We start from the raw sequence: 17,949 nt of genomic DNA, 5'->3' as shown, positions 1-17,949 counted from the left end.
ACCTGTCGCGGCGATATCGGGCCGCCGTCCCCTGCTGACCGTAGACGATACAACTTTCACTCGAGACTGAATCATATCCGTCATAATGGGTCACGGGACGAGAGTCGGATTTGTCTGTCGCGGTGCGCCGTCGGACGAACAGCGGGCGGCGCTGGCGTGGCTAGAGGCGCAGTCGTTCGAGACGGTGCGTGTCTCCCCCGCCGAGGTCGGCGCGGCGACGGACGGATGCGACGTGCTGTGGTGGCACCGCGACGCGCCGCTCGGGGACGACGTCCTCTCACCGGGTTCCGTGGAGGCCTTCGAAGCCTTTCTCGAAGACGGCGGCGGGCTACTGCTCACGCTTCGGGCGATGGGCGCCGTCGATGACCTCGGGATCGATCCCGTCGCGCCGGACGTGGTCGGGACCCAGAGCGTCGCCGAGCCGACCGGCGTGCTCTGGCGGACGCTCTACGACGACCATCCCGCGATAGCGGCGTTCGATTCGATCCGGATCCCGATCTGCGACAGGGGAGCGGTTCCGACGGCCCGTTACGAGAGCGCGGTGCCGACGCACGGCGAGGTGCTCGCGTCGACCGTCCGCGGTGGTCGGGACGTGCCGAACGAAATGACCGTCGTTTCGTGGGACCGTGGCGGCGGCGTCATCGGTATCGGTGCGCCGTTAGCGTTCGACGAGCCCGCGGACGAGTCCGTCGCCGACGCGCGCTCCGACCTGGCTTCGGGGTGTCTGTCCGCGGCCGGCAGCGGCGACCAGCCCGCCCGGCCGAAAACGGCCGACGAGTTGTCAGCGATGCGAGAGGCGTTCGCGGGCGATCCCGCTCGGCCACGCTATCACTTCACCCCGCCGGCGAACTGGCTGAACGATCCGAACGGGCTGATCCGCTGGAACGGGCGGTATCATCTGTTCTACCAGTACAACCCCGCGGGGCCGTTTCACAACGCCATCCACTGGGGTCACGCCGTCAGCGACGACCTGCTTCACTGGACGGACGAACCGATCGCGCTTGCGCCGTCGCCGGACGGTCCCGACCGCGACGGGTGTTGGTCGGGGTGTGCGGTCGACGACGACGGGACGCCGACGATCCTCTACACGGGCGGCGACGGGCGCTGGCAGCTCCCGTGTCTCGCCACGAGCGCGGACCCGGACCTCCGGAGCTGGGAGAAGGACCCGGGCAATCCCGTCATCGAAGAGCCGCCCTCCGATCTCGATCTACTGTCCACGGAACACTGGGAGATAGAGTTCCGCGACCACGCGGTCTGGCGGGACGACGGCACGTGGTATCAGGTCATCGGCAGCGGCATCTCCGATCGAGGCGGGACGGCACTCCTGTACGCCTCACCGGATCTCCGCGAATGGGAGTACAGAGGCCCCCTGCTGACCGGTGACGACGGCCACGGGGCCGTCTGGGAGTGTCCGGAACTGTTGGATCTCGGCGATCGATCCCTCCTCCACGTCTCCAACTACGAGGACGTCGTGTATTTCATCGGTGGGGTCGACGACGGGGAGTTCGACGTCGCCCACCGGGGCGTGCTCGACCACGGCGATTTCTACGCCCCGCAGTCGCTCCGGGACGGCGATCGGTATCTGACCTGGGGGTGGCTTCCGGAAACACGCGGGACGGCCGCTCAGTGGGACGCCGGCTGGTCCGGAGCCCTGTCGCTACCGCGGGTGCTCTCGCTCGGTGCGGACGGGCGACTCCGGCAACGGCCCGCCGCGGAGGTGGATCGACTCCGCCAGCGCCGACTGTCGACCGCGGTCCCGTCCGTCCTCGACGAGGCCCGTCACGCGCTCGAGGCGGGCGGCCGAACGCTGGAGATCGAACTGGAGGTGTCGCTGGAGGACGCCTCGGCGTTCGAGCTCTCGGTGTTCGAGTCGGCCGACCGCGAGGAGCGGACCGCGGTCCGATACACGCGCGAGAACGAGCTGATAGTCGACCGCTCGGAGTCCAGTCGGGAGGGGGTCGGCGCGACGGACGCCCAGCGGATGCCCGTGACGCCGTACGACGAGCCGCTGTCCCTCCGGGCGTTCCTCGACGGGTCCGTGATCGAACTGTACGCCAACGACCGGCACTGCCTGACCAGCCGGGTGTATCCCGCCGCGAACAGCACGGGAGTATCGGTGGCGGCTGAAGGCGGACGAGCGACCGTCTCCGCCTTCGAGGCTCGGGAACTCGAATCCGCGATCACGCCCGCGACGCGACCCGCCTCGGCGGCGGCCGGCACGGAGTCTCAGTAGCCGCCCCGTCGGTCACCGACGACGGAAGCCGCAGGCTTCCGCCCTCGGGATCAGCGTGAGTACCCGCCGGTCTGGTGCCGGTCCATCCGGGAGTTCGGCCGGCCGTCGTAGCCGTCGTCGGAGCCGACGTCTTCGGGGGGCTGATACCCGTCAGTGTTCGGGAGGCCCTCTTCCGACGTGGGGATGTGCCAGTGAGCGAGCCGGCCGTGGATACGCGTCCGATCGCCCCCCACGTCGAGTCTGAGCGTCGGACTCAGCGTCCCGCCGAACAGGTGGCGCTGTTCCGATTCGGAGAGGTCCGCGATGCCGTCGAGCGAATCGCCGGCAAACTCGCGGTAGTTGTAGAAGCTCTGAACGAGTATCTCGTCCCGGTAGGGAAACGCCATCCAGGAGTACGCCTGGAAGGGAACGCTCGCGGGGTTAGTCACGACCAGCCCGGAGCCGTTCAGCGGGTCGTACTCCCCGCGGAGCGAGTCGGCGACGAACCCGTAGAGACCGTCGAAACCGCGAAGGTCGGGCGAAAAGGTGTGCATATGGCTCGAGAAGAAGAGGTAGTATCGCTCGTCGTGGATCACGATGTGGGGACGTTCGAGTTCCTGGTTGACGCAGACGCCGTCGAGGAGCGGCGGTTCGAGTTCCCATTCGAGCGGGTCGCCGCTGTGTGACGTGGCGACGCCGACGCTCCCGTTGAACTCCTGTCGGGCCTCGTCGCCGTCACACCGGTCGCTGTCGGTCGAGACCGGCGTGTTCGCCTCGAACAGGAGGTTCGTCTCACCGGTCTCCGGATCCTCGAAGAACCAGGGATCGCGGAACGTGTAGATCATCCCGCGCGACTGGTCCTCGCTCTCGTACCACCTCCCGTCGGGTTCGAGGATGGTCTCGTGGGTCCAGGGCCCCTCGCTCCACACGCCGTCGTCATCGGCCTCGAAACGGCCGCCGTGGGCGACCGCGATGCGTTGGGTGTAGTTCAGTTCGTCGACGGACTCGTCCCCGGCAGCGGTGTAGTACAGGTACAGGTCGCCGTCGTCGTACAGCGCGGAGCCGGCCCACTGGCGCTGGCCGAGAGCCTCGGCTTCGAAGACGGGTTCGCCGCCGTGCCACTCGGTTCCGTTCCGGGAGTAAAAGAAGCGGATCTCCGCGACGTCGTGGCGCTTTCCCGGGAGCAGTTCCTCCGGAGCGGTCAGCGAGAAGAGCACCCGCCAGCCGTCGATCTCGGCGATCTCCCCGTGGCGGTCCCGGAGCAACCACGTGTCCCAGATGTGGAGATCCGCGGCGGGATCCTCGGAAGGCGGTTCGATGACCGGCGCCACGGTCTCGGGCGTGCGTTCGATCCGCATCGCCTGGGACCTCGTCCACCGCGGCGGGCGCCCGCCCTCCGGGTTCCGGCGGTCGCCGACGTTGTTCTCAGTCATTTTGGGTTACGGGCTCATCTGTCGCAAATTCACTTATTCGTCCCGGTCCGCGTGTTGGCGGCCACGCGTCGGTCTCCCCCGGCTCGAAGTCGACTCTCTCACAACGGTTAGTACGGGACGGCAGTGAACACAACTTTCAGTCCAACTATGCGTGAACGCAATTGGTGGACCGAGACCGTCGTCTACCAGGTCTCCCCGCGGAGCTTCAGCGACTCGGACGGCGACGGTCTCGGAGCCGTCCCGGGCATTACGGAAGACCCGAGGCGAAAGCCTCGCCCTTCAGGGCGAGGACGAAGCCGACCGACGGTATTCGACCGCCGACGAACCGGGGAAGTCGCTGGATCCGCGCCCCTACGAGACGCGCCTGTCCGCGCAGTCGCGCCGAGACTAATCGAAGGTGTATATCCGCGCCTCGCACTCTCGACAGACGAGCGTCTCGGACGGCTCGTCCCCGGAACCGGTGTGACCGCCGCAACACGACATGTCCGTCCCCCGTTCCAGCGGGGTCCCGCAGTCGGGACACGAGTCGAGGAACAGCCGATTCGTCCGCGCGGCCGCCAGCCGGGTCTCGTCGTCGGAGAGGAACGACTCGGCCGCGCGGTAGCCGGCGATCTCGGCGATCGCCACCGGACGGCTGAGCCAGGTCTCGTCCACCACGCCGGCGTCCTCGGGGGAGAGCGCGACCCACTCGTCTTCGATGGGCCTCGCCTCGGCCGCCGGCGAGACCGCGAGCGCGGCGCGGGCCAGTTCCTCCGTGGTGCTGTCCCGGAGGCGGTCCATCTCCGCGTGCCACCGTTCGTCGAACGCCGCCGTGGGAGCGACGGTGTCGCCGTCGACCTCGAGGACGCCGCTCTCGACGAGGCGGCCGAGCAGGTCCTCGGGGTCGCCCGGAGCGTTCTCGGTGCCCAGCGACCCGCCCCCGTCCGGCGGCCCGTTCTCACCCGCCGGGGGCTCGTCGAAGAGCGCCGCTCCACCGGGGACGGCGGCGACCAGCCCGGGGGCGAACCGCGGCGTGCCCGGGATCAGATACCCCCGGAGCCAGACCAGCGTCAGGCCGCCCACCGCGGCGGCGACGCCGATCGCCGGCGTGCTGACGGCTCCGAGCGCCACACTACCGGCACCGACGAGCGCGACGTTGACGAGCGTACACGGCCAACAGCGGTCGTCGCCGGTGTGTTCCGACCGGCGGAGTCCGGAACTGTATGACGGGGGCATCCCGACCAGATACCCGCTACCACGGCATCAACTTTCCGCCGACACCGTTCGGCGTCGGCGGTCGGAACCGACGGTCGTCCGCGCGATCCGCTCGGCGTAGTTTTTTGTCGCCCGCTTCGGTATCACGAGCGATGACCGAGATGGAGTACACCACGCTGGGCGAGACGGGGATGGAGGTGTCGCGGCTGGCGCTCGGGTGTATGAACTTCGGGACGGAAGCGCCCTGGATGATCCACGAGGAGTCGGATTCCCGGGCGATCATCGACCGTGCGTTGGAGCTCGGGATCAACTTCCTCGACACGGCCAACGTCTACTCGCGAGGTGAGAGCGAGGAGATCGTCGGTCGAGCGATCGAGGGGTACGACCGCTCGGAGCTGGTCATCGCGACGAAGGTGTACAACCGGATGCGCGAGGGGCCGAACGGACAGGGGCTCTCGCGGAAGCATATCCTCGATCAGGCCGAGGCGTCGCTCGACCGGCTCGGGACCGACTACATCGACCTCTATCAGATCCACCGCTGGGACGACGACACGCCCGTCGAAGAGGTCCTCTCGGCGCTGGATCACCTCGTGACCGAGGGGGTAGTCCGCTACGTCGGGGCGAGCACGATGCCGGCTTGGAAGTTCACTCGGGCGCTGTACGCCGCCGACGTCGAGAACCGCGAGCGGTTCGTCTCGATGCAGCCGGAGTACAACGCCGTCGACAGGCACGAGGAGGCCAACGTGTTACCGGTGTGCGCCGCCGAGGGGATCGGCGTCCTTCCGTGGTCCCCGCTCGCGGGCGGGTTCCTGACGGGGAAGTACTCACGGGGCGAGGACCCCGAATCGGGGAGGGCAGCGAGCGACGACTACACCGCACAGCGGTTCACCGACGAGAACTGGGCGGTGCTAGAGGAGATCCGCGACATCGCCGACGCGAACGGGGCGACGCCCGCGCAGGTGAGTATCGCGTGGCTGCTCCACAAAGACGTCGTTGACGCGCCAATCATCGGACCGAGGAGCGTCGAGCACCTCGAGGAGAACGTCGGGGCGCTCGGCGTCGAGCTGACCGACGAGGAGCTGCCGCGGATCGAGGCTCCTCTCACGCCGCAGTGGCCCGCCCTCGGGAAAGACTGATAGAGGACCTCGGTGCGTTCCGGTACCCCGCGTGGGTTCGCGCGCGGTCGGGTAGACGGTCGGACCCCGATGCTTGCCGCCGATTCTCGCGAGAGATCTCATTTACAACACCGGTAGTACACTGCCGTAACTATATTAATGATTGTTCCTTATACCCGGATGATGTCAGAAGATAGCACACCGAACGGCGTCTCGAGACGGCAGTATCTCGCGGCAACGGGCGCAGTGGGGGCGGCCGGTCTCGCGGGCTGTTCCGGCGGGGGCGGAAACGGCGGGACCTCGTCGGGCTCGTCGGGCGACGGGGAGATCGGCGGTACGGTCACGGTCTTCTCCGGACCGCAGTTCGTGGATGCCGGGTTCCCCGAAGTCCTGCACGAGGCGGGCGTGCCCGACTCGATCACCATCGAGATGACTCGGCCCCCCCAAGACACCGGCAGCAAACAGCAGCAGCTCCGGACCGCGATCAACGCGGAGGAGTCCAACCCGGACCTGGTGTTGACCGACAACGGGTGGACGATCCCGTTCATCGTCCGCGGCGACCTGGTCAACCTCGAACAGGAGATGGACGACGCGTTCATCTCCCGGGTCAAAGAGGAGGGCGTCCAGTCGATGCTCAACACGGGGACACACCCGGAGACCGGCGACCTGTACTCGGTCCCGGTGTTCCCCGACTTCCCGACGATCACGTACCGCAAGGACCTGCTCCGGGACGCGGGCTACGGCGACTCGGACTTCGATACGTGGCGGGGAGACCCGCCGACGTGGGGCGAGTTCTCACAGATCGTCACCGAGGCCATGGGCGGGGCCGACGTCGAGTACGGTCACCTCTGGCAGGGGAACAACTACGCCGGGCTGGCGTGTTGTACGTTCAACGAGTTCCTCACGAGCATGGGCGGCGCCTTCTTCGGCGGCCGGGACAACCTCTTCGGGCCGATCGGTGACCGGCCCGTCACCCTCGATTCGGAGGAGTCCATCGACGGGATCGAGGCCGCGGTCGACACCATCCACGGCACGGGCAGCGCCCCGATGGATATCGCGAGCATCTCGCCCCAGGAGGTTGCCGGCTGGGCCGAACCGGACACGAAGAGCGTCTTCGAGGACGGCAGCGCGGTCACCCAGCGCAACTGGACCTACTCCATCGGCGGGGCCTTGACCGCCTTCGAAGGGACGGACATGGAACTCGGCGTGATGCCACTGCCGAAGGGACCGAACGGGTCCTGGCACGCGCAGGGCGGGTGGATCATGTCGATGAACCCCTACACCGACAACATGGCGTCCGCGAAGGAAGTGATCAAGGCGTGGTGGGAGGACTCGGTGCTCAAGTACCAGTTCGACACGGCGAACTTCATGCCGCCGAAGCCGTCGCTGTACAGCTACGTCGAGCAGAGCGACACGTACGGACCGTACTTCGAAGCGCTCCAGTACTCGGCGGAGAACCTGATCCCCCGTCCGACGACGTCGGTGTGGCCGAGTCAGCGTAGTATCGTCGCCGACGAGGTCAACGCGGCGCTCCGTCAGGAGCAGACGCCACAGGAGGCGGCGACGGCGATGCAACAGCAGATCTCCGCCATCGAGGAGCAGTCGGGGTGACGGAGTCCAACTGACGGTCCCTCCCTGAGGGCGTCTCGGGTCCACCGAATTCGAACGATATGTAAAACAAACAATAATGATAAATATTCGTAATAAAAACACGTGGTCGATGTTCGTACCACAACAGCGGGCGGTCGCACAGGGAGGTGTCAGCCACCATGGCCGTTGAACAGGCGGGCCCGGAGGTGTCCGACGGGATACTGACACGGATCGCGACGCGGACGGAGAATTTGAGCGAGCAGGCGTACGCGTACCTGCTGTTGGTGCCGGCGTTCCTCGTCCTGCTTCTGTTCGCGTTCTGGCCGCTGGCGTCGGCGATCAGGATGTCGTTTTTCGCGGACGTGATCACCGGCGGTAACCTGGGAGGGTTCGTCGGGGTGGAAAACTACGTCCGGTTGCTCACGAACAGCAACGCGTTGGCACCGGCGGCGTTCATCGACCCGTCGTTCCAGACGCCGATCTTGGAACAGGCGCTGTTCATGACGATCCTGTTCGCCGTGTTGAGCGTCACGGGCGAGACGCTGCTCGGCTTCCTCTACGCCATGCTGATGAAAGCCGAGTACAAGGGGCGGCGGCTCGTTCGGTTGCTCATCATCCTGCCGTGGGCGATCCCCATCGTCATCCAGGGGATGATCTTCTTCCTGCTGTTCCGACCCGGTTACGGGCTGTTGACCGAGCCGCTTCAGCAGCTCGGGATCTTCTCTTCGCTTCCCCTCAACACGACGTTCGACAGCTTCGTCATCGTGACGGTCGCGGACATCTGGAAGACCTCGGCGTTCATGGCCCTGCTGATCCTCGCGGGCTTGGAGAGCGTCAACCAGGACCTCTACGAGGTGGCCGACGTGATGGGCGCCTCCCGGTGGCAGCGGTTCCGCTACATCACGTTCCCGCTGGTGTTCCCGGTGTTGATGGTCGCGATGCTGTTCCGGACGATGGGCGCGCTGCGGGTGTACGGCATCATCGAATCGACCTCTGTCGGCTGTTCGACGGTTCCGTCGATGACCTGTCTCGTCACCCAACTGATGTTCGGCTCCGCGACGCTGTACGGGTCCGCGGCCGCCGTGAGCGTACTCATCGCCATCGTCGTGGGGCTGTTCATCATGGTGTACCTCCTGTTCATCCGACAAAGCAACCAGAGCCTGGGGTTAGCCTGACATGAGCATCGACGCACGCAACCACGACGACGCGGAAACGTTCGACGGATCGGGCGACGACACCGGTGACGACGGGGAGAACAAGTCCCGCGTCGCGCGGTGGGCGGACGACTGGATCAGGAACCCGGAGAAGGCGTACGCCGTGATGTTAGTGTTCCTCGGCGGCGTCCTGTTGACCACGTCGCTGTTCCCGTTGTACTGGCTGTTCAACGTCGCGATGGCGCCGCCCGGACAGCCCGACATCCCGCTCGTTCCGGCGAGCATAGACCTGTCCGTGTTCGTTCAGGTGTTCCGGCAGGTCCCGTTCGCGCGGTTCATGTTCAACAGCCTGTTTTACGCGTTCACGGTGACGGTGTTCGTGCTCCTCGTCGGGAGCCTCGCCGGGTACGCGTTCGGTCGCCTGGAGTTCCGCGGGAAGACGCCGCTTCTGTTCTCGCTTCTGGTGCTCAGCTTCTTCCCCCCGGCGACGCTGTTCATCCCGCTGTTCCGGGCGTTCAACCAGCAGGTCCCGATGCTCGGCCTGTTCACCCTCCCGGTGGAGGTGTACGGGACGCCGGCCGCGGTCGTCACGCCGCTCAGCGCGTTCACTATGCCGTTGGCGATCTTCATACTGACCACGTTCTACGGCCAGATCCCGGACGGACTCGAAGACGCAGCGAGAGTCGAGGGGACGACCCGGATCGGCGCGCTGTTCCGCGTGATCATGCCGCTGTCGGCGCCCGGCGTCGCGACCGCCGGCATTCTCACTTTCATCACGGTGTACACGGAGTTCTTCTTCTCGTACCTGATGACCGGAAACAGCGCCGCGGACTGGGCGCCGGTGGTCGACGGCGTCCTCGCGTTCCAGACGCAGTACACCGTCCGGTACGACCTCCAAGCGGCGGCGAGCCTGATCGCGATCGTCCCGGTCGCGATCCTCGTCGTCATCGCACAGGACAAGATCATCAGCGGCCTCACGCAGGGTGCCCTCAAGGAGTAACCATGTCACGAGTCAAACTCACGGACGTCACGAAACAGTACGACGACGTAACGGCGGTCGACAACATGAACCTCGACCTGAACGACGGCGAGTTCATCTGCCTCGTCGGTCCGTCGGGCTGCGGGAAGTCCACGACGCTCGAAACGATCGCGGGACTCACCAAGCCCACCTCGGGCGAGATCCTGATCGGCGACCGAGAGGTGACGAACCTCCCGCCGAAGGACCGCGGGATCGCGATGGTGTTCCAGAACATCGCGCTGTTCCCGCACATGGACGTGTACGACAACATCTCCTTCGGGCTCCGGCTGCGGAGCTTCCCCCAAGACGAGATGGACGAGCGCGTCGAGGAGGCCGCGCGGATCGTCCGGATGGAGGGGATGCTCGACCGGATGCCGAGCGAGATGTCCGGCGGGCAGCGCCAGCGCGTCGCGATCGCGCGGGCCATCGTTCGCGACCCGGAGGTGTTCCTGATGGACGAGCCGCTGGCGAACTTGGACGCCAAGCTGCGCGTCAACATGCGGACCGAGCTACAGCGGCTCCACAAGCAGTTAGACACGACGATCATCTACGTCACGCACAACCAGGCGGAAGCGATGACGATGTCGGACCGCATCGCCGTGCTCAACAAGGGCGAACTCCAGCAGATCGCGCCGCCGCTGACCTGCTACAACCAGCCGGCGAACAGGTTCGTCGCCGGTTTCATCGGGTCGCCCTCGATGAACTTCTTCGACGCCACCGTCGGCGACGACACGCTCGACGCGAACGGCTACTCCATCTCCTTCGACGCCACGGCGATCGACGGCGTGGCGAGCGGCGACGCGGTAGACGTCGGCATCCGTCCGGAGGACCTCTACCTCACGACCAATAGCGCCGAGGCCAGGGACCCGAGCGCAACGTTCGCGGTCGAGACGGACGTGCTCGAGCCGATGGGCGACGAGATCTTCGTCTACCTGAAGCCGATTCTCGATCCCGACGACGGCGGGGAAGCGGCCGACTTCGAGGAGCGACAGGGGCTGCTGATGAGCGTCGACCCGGCGACCGACATCGGCGAGGACGAGGACGTCGAGATCGTCTTCGACCGCGCGCAGATTCACCTGTTCGACGACAGGACCGGCGACGCGATCTCGCACGGCGTCGTCGCAGACGCGAACGTCGAAGCCGTCGACGACGGCGTCCAAGCCGACTGAGCCGCTCGCCCGTCGCCGACTCTTTTCAGATTTGGTACACGGCGGCCTCGTACGGCCGGAACGCACTGCTCATCGGGTCGGTCGGCGACTCGTCGTAGTTCCCCGCGAGCGTCTCGACGTCGGCCGGTTCGATCGCTTCCGGTTCGATCGCTTCCGGTTCGAAAGTTGCGGCGGCGTCGGACCAGTTGAGCACGACCAACAGGCGGTCGCCGCCGAGGGTTCGGGTGTACGCGTAGACGCTGGGGTGGTCCGGCAGGAGGAGGTCGTACTCGCCGTACACGAGGGCGTCCGTATCGTGTCTGAGCTCGATCAGTCGGCGGTAGTAGTGCCAGACGGAGTCCTCGCGGCTCCGCTCTTTCTCGACGTTGATCTCGCCGTAGTTGTCGTTCACCGGGAACCACGGGTCGCCGTCCGTGAAGCCGGCGTGCGCCTCGTCGGACCACTGCATCGGCGTCCGGGCGTGGTCCCGGCTCCAGTAGTTCACGAGGTGCGCGACGTCCGCGAAGGAGTCGACGCCGTCGCGGCGGGTGAGCGCCTCGACCGCCCCGATCGTCTCGACGTCGTCGATCTCGTCCAGGCTCTCGAACGCCGCGTTCGTCATCCCGATCTCGTCGCCCTGGTACACGTACGGCGTGCCACTCAGGGTCAGCAGGAACGTCGCCAGGAGCGTCGCGCTCTCCCGTCGGTACTCGCCGTCGTCGCCGAACCGGGAGACGATCCGCGGCTGGTCGTGGTTCCCGAGGAAGACGGCGTTCCACCCGCGGCCCCGCAGCCCCTCCTGCCAGCGGTCCATCACGCGCTTGAACGTCGGCAGATCGAACTCCCGCGGGCCGCTCGGGTCCCAGATCCCGTCCGGGCCGGCGTCGACCTCCATGTGCGCCGACTGGAAGAGCATCCCCAGCCCGACCCCGTCGTCGCCGAGGTAGCTCGCCGCGGTGTCGACGTCCGTGTGCGACATCTCGGCGACGGTCATCGCGTCGCGTCCGGACGTCGTCTCGACGATCTCGCTGAGGTACTCCTCCAGCCGCGGCCCGTTGAAGAACTGTTCCTCGCCGACGACGTCGCCGTCGGGATACCACGCCGGCTTCGAGAGGAGGTTCAGGGCGTCCATCCGGAAGCCGTCGACGTCCTTGTCCAGCCACCACCGGATCAGCTCCGTGACGGACTCGCGGACCCGAGGGTTCCGCCAGTTCAGGTCCGGCTGGTTCCCGTGGAAAAGGTGGAGGTACCACGCGCCGCGGGTCTCGTCGTAGCTCCACGCCGAGCCGCCGAAGAACGACTCCCAGTTGTTCGGCGGTTCGTCGGGGGAGCCCTCCACCCAGTGGTAGTAGTCCTCGTACCCCGCTTCCTCGCGTCGCGACCGCCGGAACCACTCGTGTTCCGCGGAAGTGTGGTTGACGACGAGGTCCATCACGAGGCGGACGTCGCGGTCGTGAAGCGCGTCTCGAAGCGCTTCCCAGTCGGCCATCGTGCCGAACTCCGGGTCGATCGCGCGGTAGTCTCGAATGTCATAGCCGTTGTCCTCCTGCGGCGAGTCGTACACCGGACAGAGCCAGACGACGTCGATTCCCAGCTCGTCGAGGTAGTCGGCCTTCTGCGTGATCCCACGGAGGTCGCCGATCCCGTCGCCGTCAAAATCGTTGAAGCTCCGCGGGTAGATCTGGTAGACGACGCTCTCCTTCCACCAGGACCGATCCGGGTCTGCGGCGTCCCCTCCGGAGGTCATCGGCGGGGAGACGCGCCGCGATGACTCGGTGTGGATCGCTCCTCGCGCGAAGCCGGCGTGTGGTCGACGGTGCGACGTCGGAGAGAACACATACAACTCACATCCGAGTATATTTGTAAAAACATACCGGTCGCGGGGGGAGCGCCCCCGGACCGTCCCGATCGCGACCGTGCCCGAATTTTTATTATTTTCATACTCCTGACTCCGAGTATGGTGGCGCATGACGCGTGACGTCCTTGTCGCCGGCGAGACCCTGATCGATTTCATTCCTGACCGCCCCGGACCGCTCGCGGACGTGGAGTCGTTCTCCAAGCGAGCGGGCGGAGCGCCGGCCAACGTGGCGGTCGGGCTGGCGCGGCTCGACCGGACGCCGTGGTTCTGTACCGCGCTCGCCGACGACCCGTTCGGCTCGCATCTCGCGCGGGTGCTCGACCGCGAGGGCGTTCCGGACGACTTCGTCACGGAGGTTCCGGACAGCCGGACGGCGCTGGCGTTCGTCTCGCACGGTCCCGACGCCGATCGAGAGTTCACCTTTTATCGCTCGAACACGGCGGACAGACACCTCGACACGAGCGTCGTCGGCGACGACACCCTCGAGTCAGTCGATATCGTCGTCGTGGGAGGCGTCACTCTGACCGTCGAGCCGGCGCGGTCAGCGACCTTCGATCTCGTCGAGCGGGCCCGCGACCGCGGCTGCCGCGTCGTTTTCGATCCGAACGTTCGCCCCGAACTGTGGGAGACGGAGCCGACACCCACGATCGAGCGGATGCTCTCCGAGACGGACGTTCTCAAGGCCACCCGCGAGGACCTCGAGGGGGCCGGCCTCCCGACGACGCCACCGGACATCCTCGCGGCCGGACCGGACGCGATCCTCCTGACCGAGGGGAGTTCCGGCGCGCGTCTGATCACCGACAGCAACGCCCGATGGGGGGCCGGTGAGTGGCACCACCCCGGATACGACGTCGACGACGTCGTCGATACGACCGGCGCCGGTGACGCCTTCGCCGCGGGGGCGGTCGCGGGGCTCGTCGCCGGCGACGAACCGAACGCCATCCTCGCGTTTGCCAACGCGGTCGCCGCCGCGTCGACGACGCGCCGCGGCGCGATGGCTGCGCTCCCCGACCGGCGGACCGTCGCGAACGTACGCGACGGGTCGTGACCCGTTCCGGGCAGCGGGTCCGCGGAACGCTCGTGGTTCGTGATCACTCGGCGGGTTCCGTCCCCGCGCGCAACGACGGATAGCTATCGACGTCCGCGACGTCGGTAACGACGATCCGCGTCGCCTCCACGTCTTCGACCACGGCGTTCCATCCGCCGATACGGACCCGTTCGTGACCGGTATCGACGATCAGCGTCACCTGTCCGGCGATCTGCGGATCCGATTCTTCACCCCCCACGACGGACTGGACGCCCTCGACGGTGCCCGTGACCGTCCGCGGTTCGCCGGTGGCGAGATTGGTCCCTTCGACCCGGACCGTCACCGTCGCCTCGGACTCGAACAGCGGTCGTGCCTCGCGTATGAACTGCCGGATATCGACGTACTCGATCGGCAGGGTCTCCTGCCGCTCGGAATATATCGGCGTTCCGTGCGCCCATAGACACGTCATAAAGAACCAGTGGAAGACGAAGGTGTACTCCTCATCGTTGACGAGGACGCCGTACTGGTTGACCGCGTCCGGGTGGTGGGAAAAGCAGGCGCTCTGTCGGTCGACCGACGCGACGAACGGGGCCGGAAGTCCGCGGTACCGAGCCTCGTGACAGATTCCGGACACCGATTCGGCCGTCGGCGGATCGCCGGCCGATTCCGTGTAGACGAGTACGTGGACGGCGACGCCGCGCTCGTGTGCCCGTTTCAGCGGTTCACGGAGCTGTTCGAGCTGTTCGGGCGTCACGGAGACGTACACGCGTGTCTCCGCCTGTTCGATAAACAGCCGCGCGCGGTCGATGACCGTCTGGAACTGCTTGACGATGCTGGCCGTGGATTTTTCGAGCGGCGGCTGTTCCCACCGGTCTTCGATTTCGTCGGCCGCCGATTCGAGTCGATCGGCCCTGTCTCGGAGGTCGTCGAGCACCACGGCAGGGCTGTGTGCCCGCGCTTTGAGCGTGCCCTGCTCGTACTTCTCGATGTACTCTCGTTCGGCTAAGGCGTCAATCACGTCATAGACGCGCGCATTCGGGATGTCGCTCGCGTCGGCGACCGAGGTCGCCGACGCGGTCCCCAGATCGAGGAGCGCGACGTACACCGCCGCTTGGTACGGCGACAGGCCCGCGTCTTCGAGCGTACTTATCAGAGCGTCCGTCTCCATAGCCGCCCCTTACGCAGGTAGTGAATAAGTATTGTCGTGCCGGAACGGCCCGGTGGGCGGGCGCTTCACGACTGCCGCCAGCGCCGCGGCCACGCCTTATCGGACTGAGACGCCGATCTCCGCGACGATGTCACGCGCAGAGCGGCCGACGAAGAGCGCGTTCTCCCCCGATGCGAGAGTCCAGCCGGTCTGTTCGTCGTAGTACTCGAACTCCGAACGCGCAACCGACACCTCCGGCGTCCGCCGTTCGCCCGCTTCAAGCGTCGTCGCCTCGAACCCGACGAGTTCGCGCTCCGGCGTTGGGACCGGCGCAGCGGCCTTCTGAGCGTACACCTGTACGACGGTTTTGCCCCGACGATCCCCCGTGTTCTCCACCGGGACTGCCACGGCGAATCCGTCGCCGTCCTCGGTCACCGACGGCTGCCCGTACGCGAACGAGGTGTAAGAGAGGCCGTGTCCGAAGGGGAACGCGGGGCGAACGTCGCGTTCGTCGAAGTACCGATAGCCGACGAAGACGCCCTCGTCGTATCGGGCCACGTCGTTGACCCCGGGGAACGCCGTCTCATCGCTCGCGGGATAGTCGGCCGCACTGCGTCCGAAGGTCGTCGGGAGGCGCCCGCCGGGCTCGGCGTCACCGAAGAGCAGGTCGGCGAGCGCGTCGCCGTCGGCCTGCCCGGGGTACCACGTTTCGAGCACGGCGTCGACCGCGTCCAGCCACGGCATCTCGACGGGTCCGCTCGTCCGGAGTACGACGACTGTCCGGTCGGCGACACCGGCAACCGCTTCGACCAGATCGTCCTGCCGGCCGGGGAGGCCGAGATCCGGGCGGTCCCGGAACTCCGTCGCGTCGTCTTGGACGACAACGACGGCGCAGTCAGCGGCTGCGGCCGCGTCGACTGCGTCGTCGATGCTCGGATCGGGGCCCTCCTCGTCCGACTCCGCGCCGAACATCCGCGACTCCGAGACGGGGGGGACCCCGCGTTCGACGGTGACGGAAACCTCCCTCGCCTCGAGCCCCTCGACGGGCGAGGTCCGGGTGAACGGCGAGACCTCCGAGGAGCCGCCACCGCCCAGTTTGGCGCGGTCCGCGTTCGGGCCGATCACCGCGAGTGAACCGACGTCCCCCAGCGGGAGCGTGCCGTCGTTCCGCAGGAGGACCGCGCCCTCCGTGGCGATTTCCCGTGCGAGTTCCCGGTGTGCCGCCGCGTCGAGTTCGCCCGCCGGCTCCTCGTCGAAACGGTCGATCGAAGCCGTGCCCCGCAGGACGCGCGCGACCTTCTCGTCGACGACGGCCTCGTCGAGTTCGCCGGACTCGACCGCCTCTCGGAGGGGGTCACCGAACAACGCCGGAACGTCCGGAACCGGTGGCATCGCCTCGGGAACGTCGTCGACGTCGATGTCGGTGGGGACGAACTCCTCGGGGTCGATCCCGGGCATTTCGACGTCGAGACCGGCACGGGCCGCCGCGACGGTGCTACGAGTGCCCCACCAGTCCGAGACGACGAAGCCGTCGAAGCCCCACTCGCCCTTCAGAACGTCCGAGAGGAGGTACCCGTGGTCGCTCATATGCGTCCCGTTGACCCGGTTGTAGGCGGTCATCACCGACGTCACGTCCGCCTCCTCGACCGCCGCGCGGAACGCCGGCAGGTAGATCTCGCGGAGCGCTCGCTCGCTGACCGCCGCGCTGACGTCGTAGCGGTTCGTCTCCTGATTGTTCGCGACGAAGTGTTTGACCGTCGCGGCGACGCCTTCCGACTCGAGGCCGTCGATCACGGCGACGCCGGTTCGCGCGGTCAGATAGGGGTCCTCGCCGTAGTATTCGAAGTTACGCCCGCCGTGCGGCACTCGGGCGATGTTGACTCCCGGCGCTAAGACGACGTCTTGGCCGTGGGCGGCCGCCTCCCCGGCGAGCGCTCGTCCGAACCGTCGAGCGAGCGAGGGCCGCCACGACGCTGCGAGCGCCACCGAAGCGGGGAACGCCGTCGCGCGCTCTCCGCTCGCTCGGACGCCGAGCGGCCCGTCGACGAGCGACAGCGGCGGGACGCCGACGCGATCGACGCCCGGGAGGTACCCCGTCGCCTTCCCGTCCGGATCGACGGCGCCGTGGACGAGTCGGAGCTTCTCATCGAGCGTTAGCCCGCCGGTAATCTCGCTGATGTCTCCGTCCATGGCGACCACGTTCTCCGCGGATCGCCTTCGGTGTTTCTCCGGTCGTCCCCGCACGGACGGACCGCTCCCGACGAGTAGCCGCCGTCGCGACGCGCCTTTTAACCCGTTCAGGCGCGCACGGTCGGACATGTTCGAAGACCGGCCGGACCGCGACGCCGAGGTCGTCCTCGTGGGGCGCTCGAACGTCGGCAAGTCCACGCTGATGCGCGAGCTGACGGGCCACGACTTCTCGACCGGCGGGAAGCCCGGAGTCACCCGTCAGCCGAACCACTTCGACTGGGCCAGCGAGGGCTTCATGTTCACGGACCTCCCCGGCTTCGGCTTCATGTCCGGCGTCGAGGAGGAACAGCGCGAGCAGATCAAGACCGACATCGTCCGCTACCTAGAGGACAACGCCGACTCGATCCTGGCGGGCGTCGTCGTGATGGACGGGAAGGCGGCCGTCGACATCATCGACCGCCACGCCGAGCGCGGGAACGTCCCCCACGACGTGGAGATGTTCGGCTTCCTCGAGGACGTCGGCGTCGAACCCATCGTCGCCGTCAACAAGACCGACAAGATCGACGACCTCGACGAGCGGCTCGACGCGATCTGCGACCGGCTCGGGCTGTACCCGCCGTGGCAGCAGTGGTCCGACCGCGTGGCGCCCGTCTGCGCGAAGCGCGGTGACGTCGAGGCGTTGGAGGACTGCCTCCGGACGCGCTTCCACGACCACAACCGCGACGACCTGCTGAAGTTCGTCTCCTGACGCCCGTCCGAGGCCTCACCCTCGCTTGACGCACCTCCGAGGCCTCACCCTCGCTTGACGCCCGTCCGAGGCCTCACGCTTCTCCGACATCGCCGGTCGCTCCGCTCCGGGTCCC

13 protein-coding genes are annotated in these 17,949 nt (G+C 67.1%); 8 read left to right on the top strand and 5 right to left on the bottom strand.

The window, feature by feature from the left end; all coding sequences use genetic code 11:
• Nucleotides 1-85: 85 nt before the first annotated feature.
• A complete protein-coding gene (locus tag EXE42_RS02250; protein ID WP_137705814.1) occupies nt 86-2,233 on the top strand; it encodes a GH32 C-terminal domain-containing protein in 2,148 nt (715 codons plus the stop codon).
• A 50-nt stretch (nt 2,234-2,283) separates the two neighbouring features.
• Here the strand turns inward: EXE42_RS02250 and EXE42_RS02245 are convergent, their stop codons facing one another.
• On the bottom strand, nt 2,284-3,645 hold the full coding sequence (locus tag EXE42_RS02245) for a glycoside hydrolase family 68 protein (RefSeq protein WP_137705813.1): 1,362 nt from the start codon (nt 3,643-3,645) through the stop codon (nt 2,284-2,286).
• A 387-nt stretch (nt 3,646-4,032) separates the two neighbouring features.
• Nucleotides 4,033-4,860 (bottom strand): hypothetical protein, encoded by an 828-nt coding sequence (locus EXE42_RS18475; RefSeq protein ID WP_158293687.1) that lies wholly within the window; start codon nt 4,858-4,860, stop codon nt 4,033-4,035.
• A 131-nt stretch (nt 4,861-4,991) separates the two neighbouring features.
• Here EXE42_RS18475 and EXE42_RS02235 point away from each other — a divergent pair, with 131 nt between their 5' ends.
• The 5 genes from EXE42_RS02235 (at nt 4,992) to EXE42_RS02215 (ending at nt 10,885) form a co-directional block, all read left to right on the top strand.
• On the top strand, nt 4,992-5,975 hold the full coding sequence (locus tag EXE42_RS02235) for an aldo/keto reductase (RefSeq protein ID WP_137705811.1): 984 nt from the start codon (nt 4,992-4,994) through the stop codon (nt 5,973-5,975).
• 162 nt (nt 5,976-6,137) lie between these two features.
• On the top strand, nt 6,138-7,565 hold the full coding sequence (locus EXE42_RS02230) for an extracellular solute-binding protein (RefSeq protein WP_137705810.1): 1,428 nt from the start codon (nt 6,138-6,140) through the stop codon (nt 7,563-7,565).
• 158 nt (nt 7,566-7,723) lie between these two features.
• Entirely contained in the window at nt 7,724-8,719 is a 996-nt protein-coding gene (locus EXE42_RS02225) for a carbohydrate ABC transporter permease (RefSeq protein WP_174549012.1), read from the top strand.
• A 1-nt stretch (nt 8,720) separates the two neighbouring features.
• Nucleotides 8,721-9,698, top strand: a complete 978-nt coding sequence (locus tag EXE42_RS02220; protein ID WP_092922952.1) for a carbohydrate ABC transporter permease — start codon at nt 8,721-8,723, stop codon at nt 9,696-9,698.
• A 2-nt stretch (nt 9,699-9,700) separates the two neighbouring features.
• A complete protein-coding gene (locus tag EXE42_RS02215; protein WP_092922949.1) occupies nt 9,701-10,885 on the top strand; it encodes an ABC transporter ATP-binding protein in 1,185 nt (394 codons plus the stop codon).
• A 25-nt stretch (nt 10,886-10,910) separates the two neighbouring features.
• Here EXE42_RS02215 and EXE42_RS02210 read toward each other — a convergent pair whose 3' ends face one another.
• On the bottom strand, nt 10,911-12,611 hold the full coding sequence (locus tag EXE42_RS02210; RefSeq protein WP_137705809.1) for an alpha-glucosidase: 1,701 nt from the start codon (nt 12,609-12,611) through the stop codon (nt 10,911-10,913).
• Between the two features lie 220 nt (nt 12,612-12,831).
• Here EXE42_RS02210 and EXE42_RS02205 point away from each other — a divergent pair, with 220 nt between their 5' ends.
• Entirely contained in the window at nt 12,832-13,770 is a 939-nt protein-coding gene (locus tag EXE42_RS02205; RefSeq protein ID WP_137693235.1) for a carbohydrate kinase, read from the top strand.
• A 43-nt stretch (nt 13,771-13,813) separates the two neighbouring features.
• On the opposite strand, the gene EXE42_RS02200 is transcribed toward EXE42_RS02205, so the two are convergent.
• Both EXE42_RS02200 and EXE42_RS02195 read right to left on the bottom strand, forming a co-directional pair.
• Nucleotides 13,814-14,917: a TrmB family transcriptional regulator gene (locus tag EXE42_RS02200; protein WP_137705808.1), complete on the bottom strand. Its 1,104-nt coding sequence runs from the start codon at nt 14,915-14,917 to the stop codon at nt 13,814-13,816.
• Nucleotides 14,918-15,013: 96 nt separating this feature from the next.
• Entirely contained in the window at nt 15,014-17,086 is a 2,073-nt protein-coding gene (locus tag EXE42_RS02195; RefSeq protein ID WP_137705807.1) for a glycoside hydrolase family 3 protein, read from the bottom strand.
• Nucleotides 17,087-17,213: 127 nt separating this feature from the next.
• On the opposite strand from EXE42_RS02195, the gene engB reads away from it, so the two are divergent.
• On the top strand, nt 17,214-17,834 hold the full coding sequence (gene engB / locus EXE42_RS02190) for a GTP-binding protein EngB (protein ID WP_092922937.1): 621 nt from the start codon (nt 17,214-17,216) through the stop codon (nt 17,832-17,834).
• Nucleotides 17,835-17,949: the final 115 nt, after the last annotated feature.

It is taken from the genome of Halorubrum sp. SP3 (assembly GCF_005435195.1).
Taxonomy (GTDB): domain Archaea; phylum Halobacteriota; class Halobacteria; order Halobacteriales; family Haloferacaceae; genus Halorubrum; species Halorubrum sodomense.
The sequence above is the reverse complement of the archived record's forward strand: the minus strand, read 5'-3'. Positions and strand labels throughout refer to the sequence as shown.

What these genes read in the sequence shown, in the direction of transcription:
- EXE42_RS02250 (WP_137705814.1), top strand. Translation starts at nt 86, where the DNA reads ATGGGTCACGGGACGAGAGTCGGATTTGTCTGTCGCGGTGCGCCGTCG.
- EXE42_RS02245 (WP_137705813.1), bottom strand. Translation starts at nt 3,645, where the DNA reads ATGACTGAGAACAACGTCGGCGACCGCCGGAACCCGGAGGGCGGGCGC.
- EXE42_RS18475 (WP_158293687.1), bottom strand. Translation starts at nt 4,860, where the DNA reads ATGCCCCCGTCATACAGTTCCGGACTCCGCCGGTCGGAACACACCGGC.
- EXE42_RS02235 (WP_137705811.1), top strand. Translation starts at nt 4,992, where the DNA reads ATGACCGAGATGGAGTACACCACGCTGGGCGAGACGGGGATGGAGGTG.
- EXE42_RS02230 (WP_137705810.1), top strand. Translation starts at nt 6,138, where the DNA reads ATGTCAGAAGATAGCACACCGAACGGCGTCTCGAGACGGCAGTATCTC.
- EXE42_RS02225 (WP_174549012.1), top strand. Translation starts at nt 7,724, where the DNA reads ATGGCCGTTGAACAGGCGGGCCCGGAGGTGTCCGACGGGATACTGACA.
- EXE42_RS02220 (WP_092922952.1), top strand. Translation starts at nt 8,721, where the DNA reads ATGAGCATCGACGCACGCAACCACGACGACGCGGAAACGTTCGACGGA.
- EXE42_RS02215 (WP_092922949.1), top strand. Translation starts at nt 9,701, where the DNA reads ATGTCACGAGTCAAACTCACGGACGTCACGAAACAGTACGACGACGTA.
- EXE42_RS02210 (WP_137705809.1), bottom strand. Translation starts at nt 12,611, where the DNA reads ATGACCTCCGGAGGGGACGCCGCAGACCCGGATCGGTCCTGGTGGAAG.
- EXE42_RS02205 (WP_137693235.1), top strand. Translation starts at nt 12,832, where the DNA reads ATGACGCGTGACGTCCTTGTCGCCGGCGAGACCCTGATCGATTTCATT.
- EXE42_RS02200 (WP_137705808.1), bottom strand. Translation starts at nt 14,917, where the DNA reads ATGGAGACGGACGCTCTGATAAGTACGCTCGAAGACGCGGGCCTGTCG.
- EXE42_RS02195 (WP_137705807.1), bottom strand. Translation starts at nt 17,086, where the DNA reads ATGGACGGAGACATCAGCGAGATTACCGGCGGGCTAACGCTCGATGAG.
- engB (WP_092922937.1), top strand. Translation starts at nt 17,214, where the DNA reads ATGTTCGAAGACCGGCCGGACCGCGACGCCGAGGTCGTCCTCGTGGGG.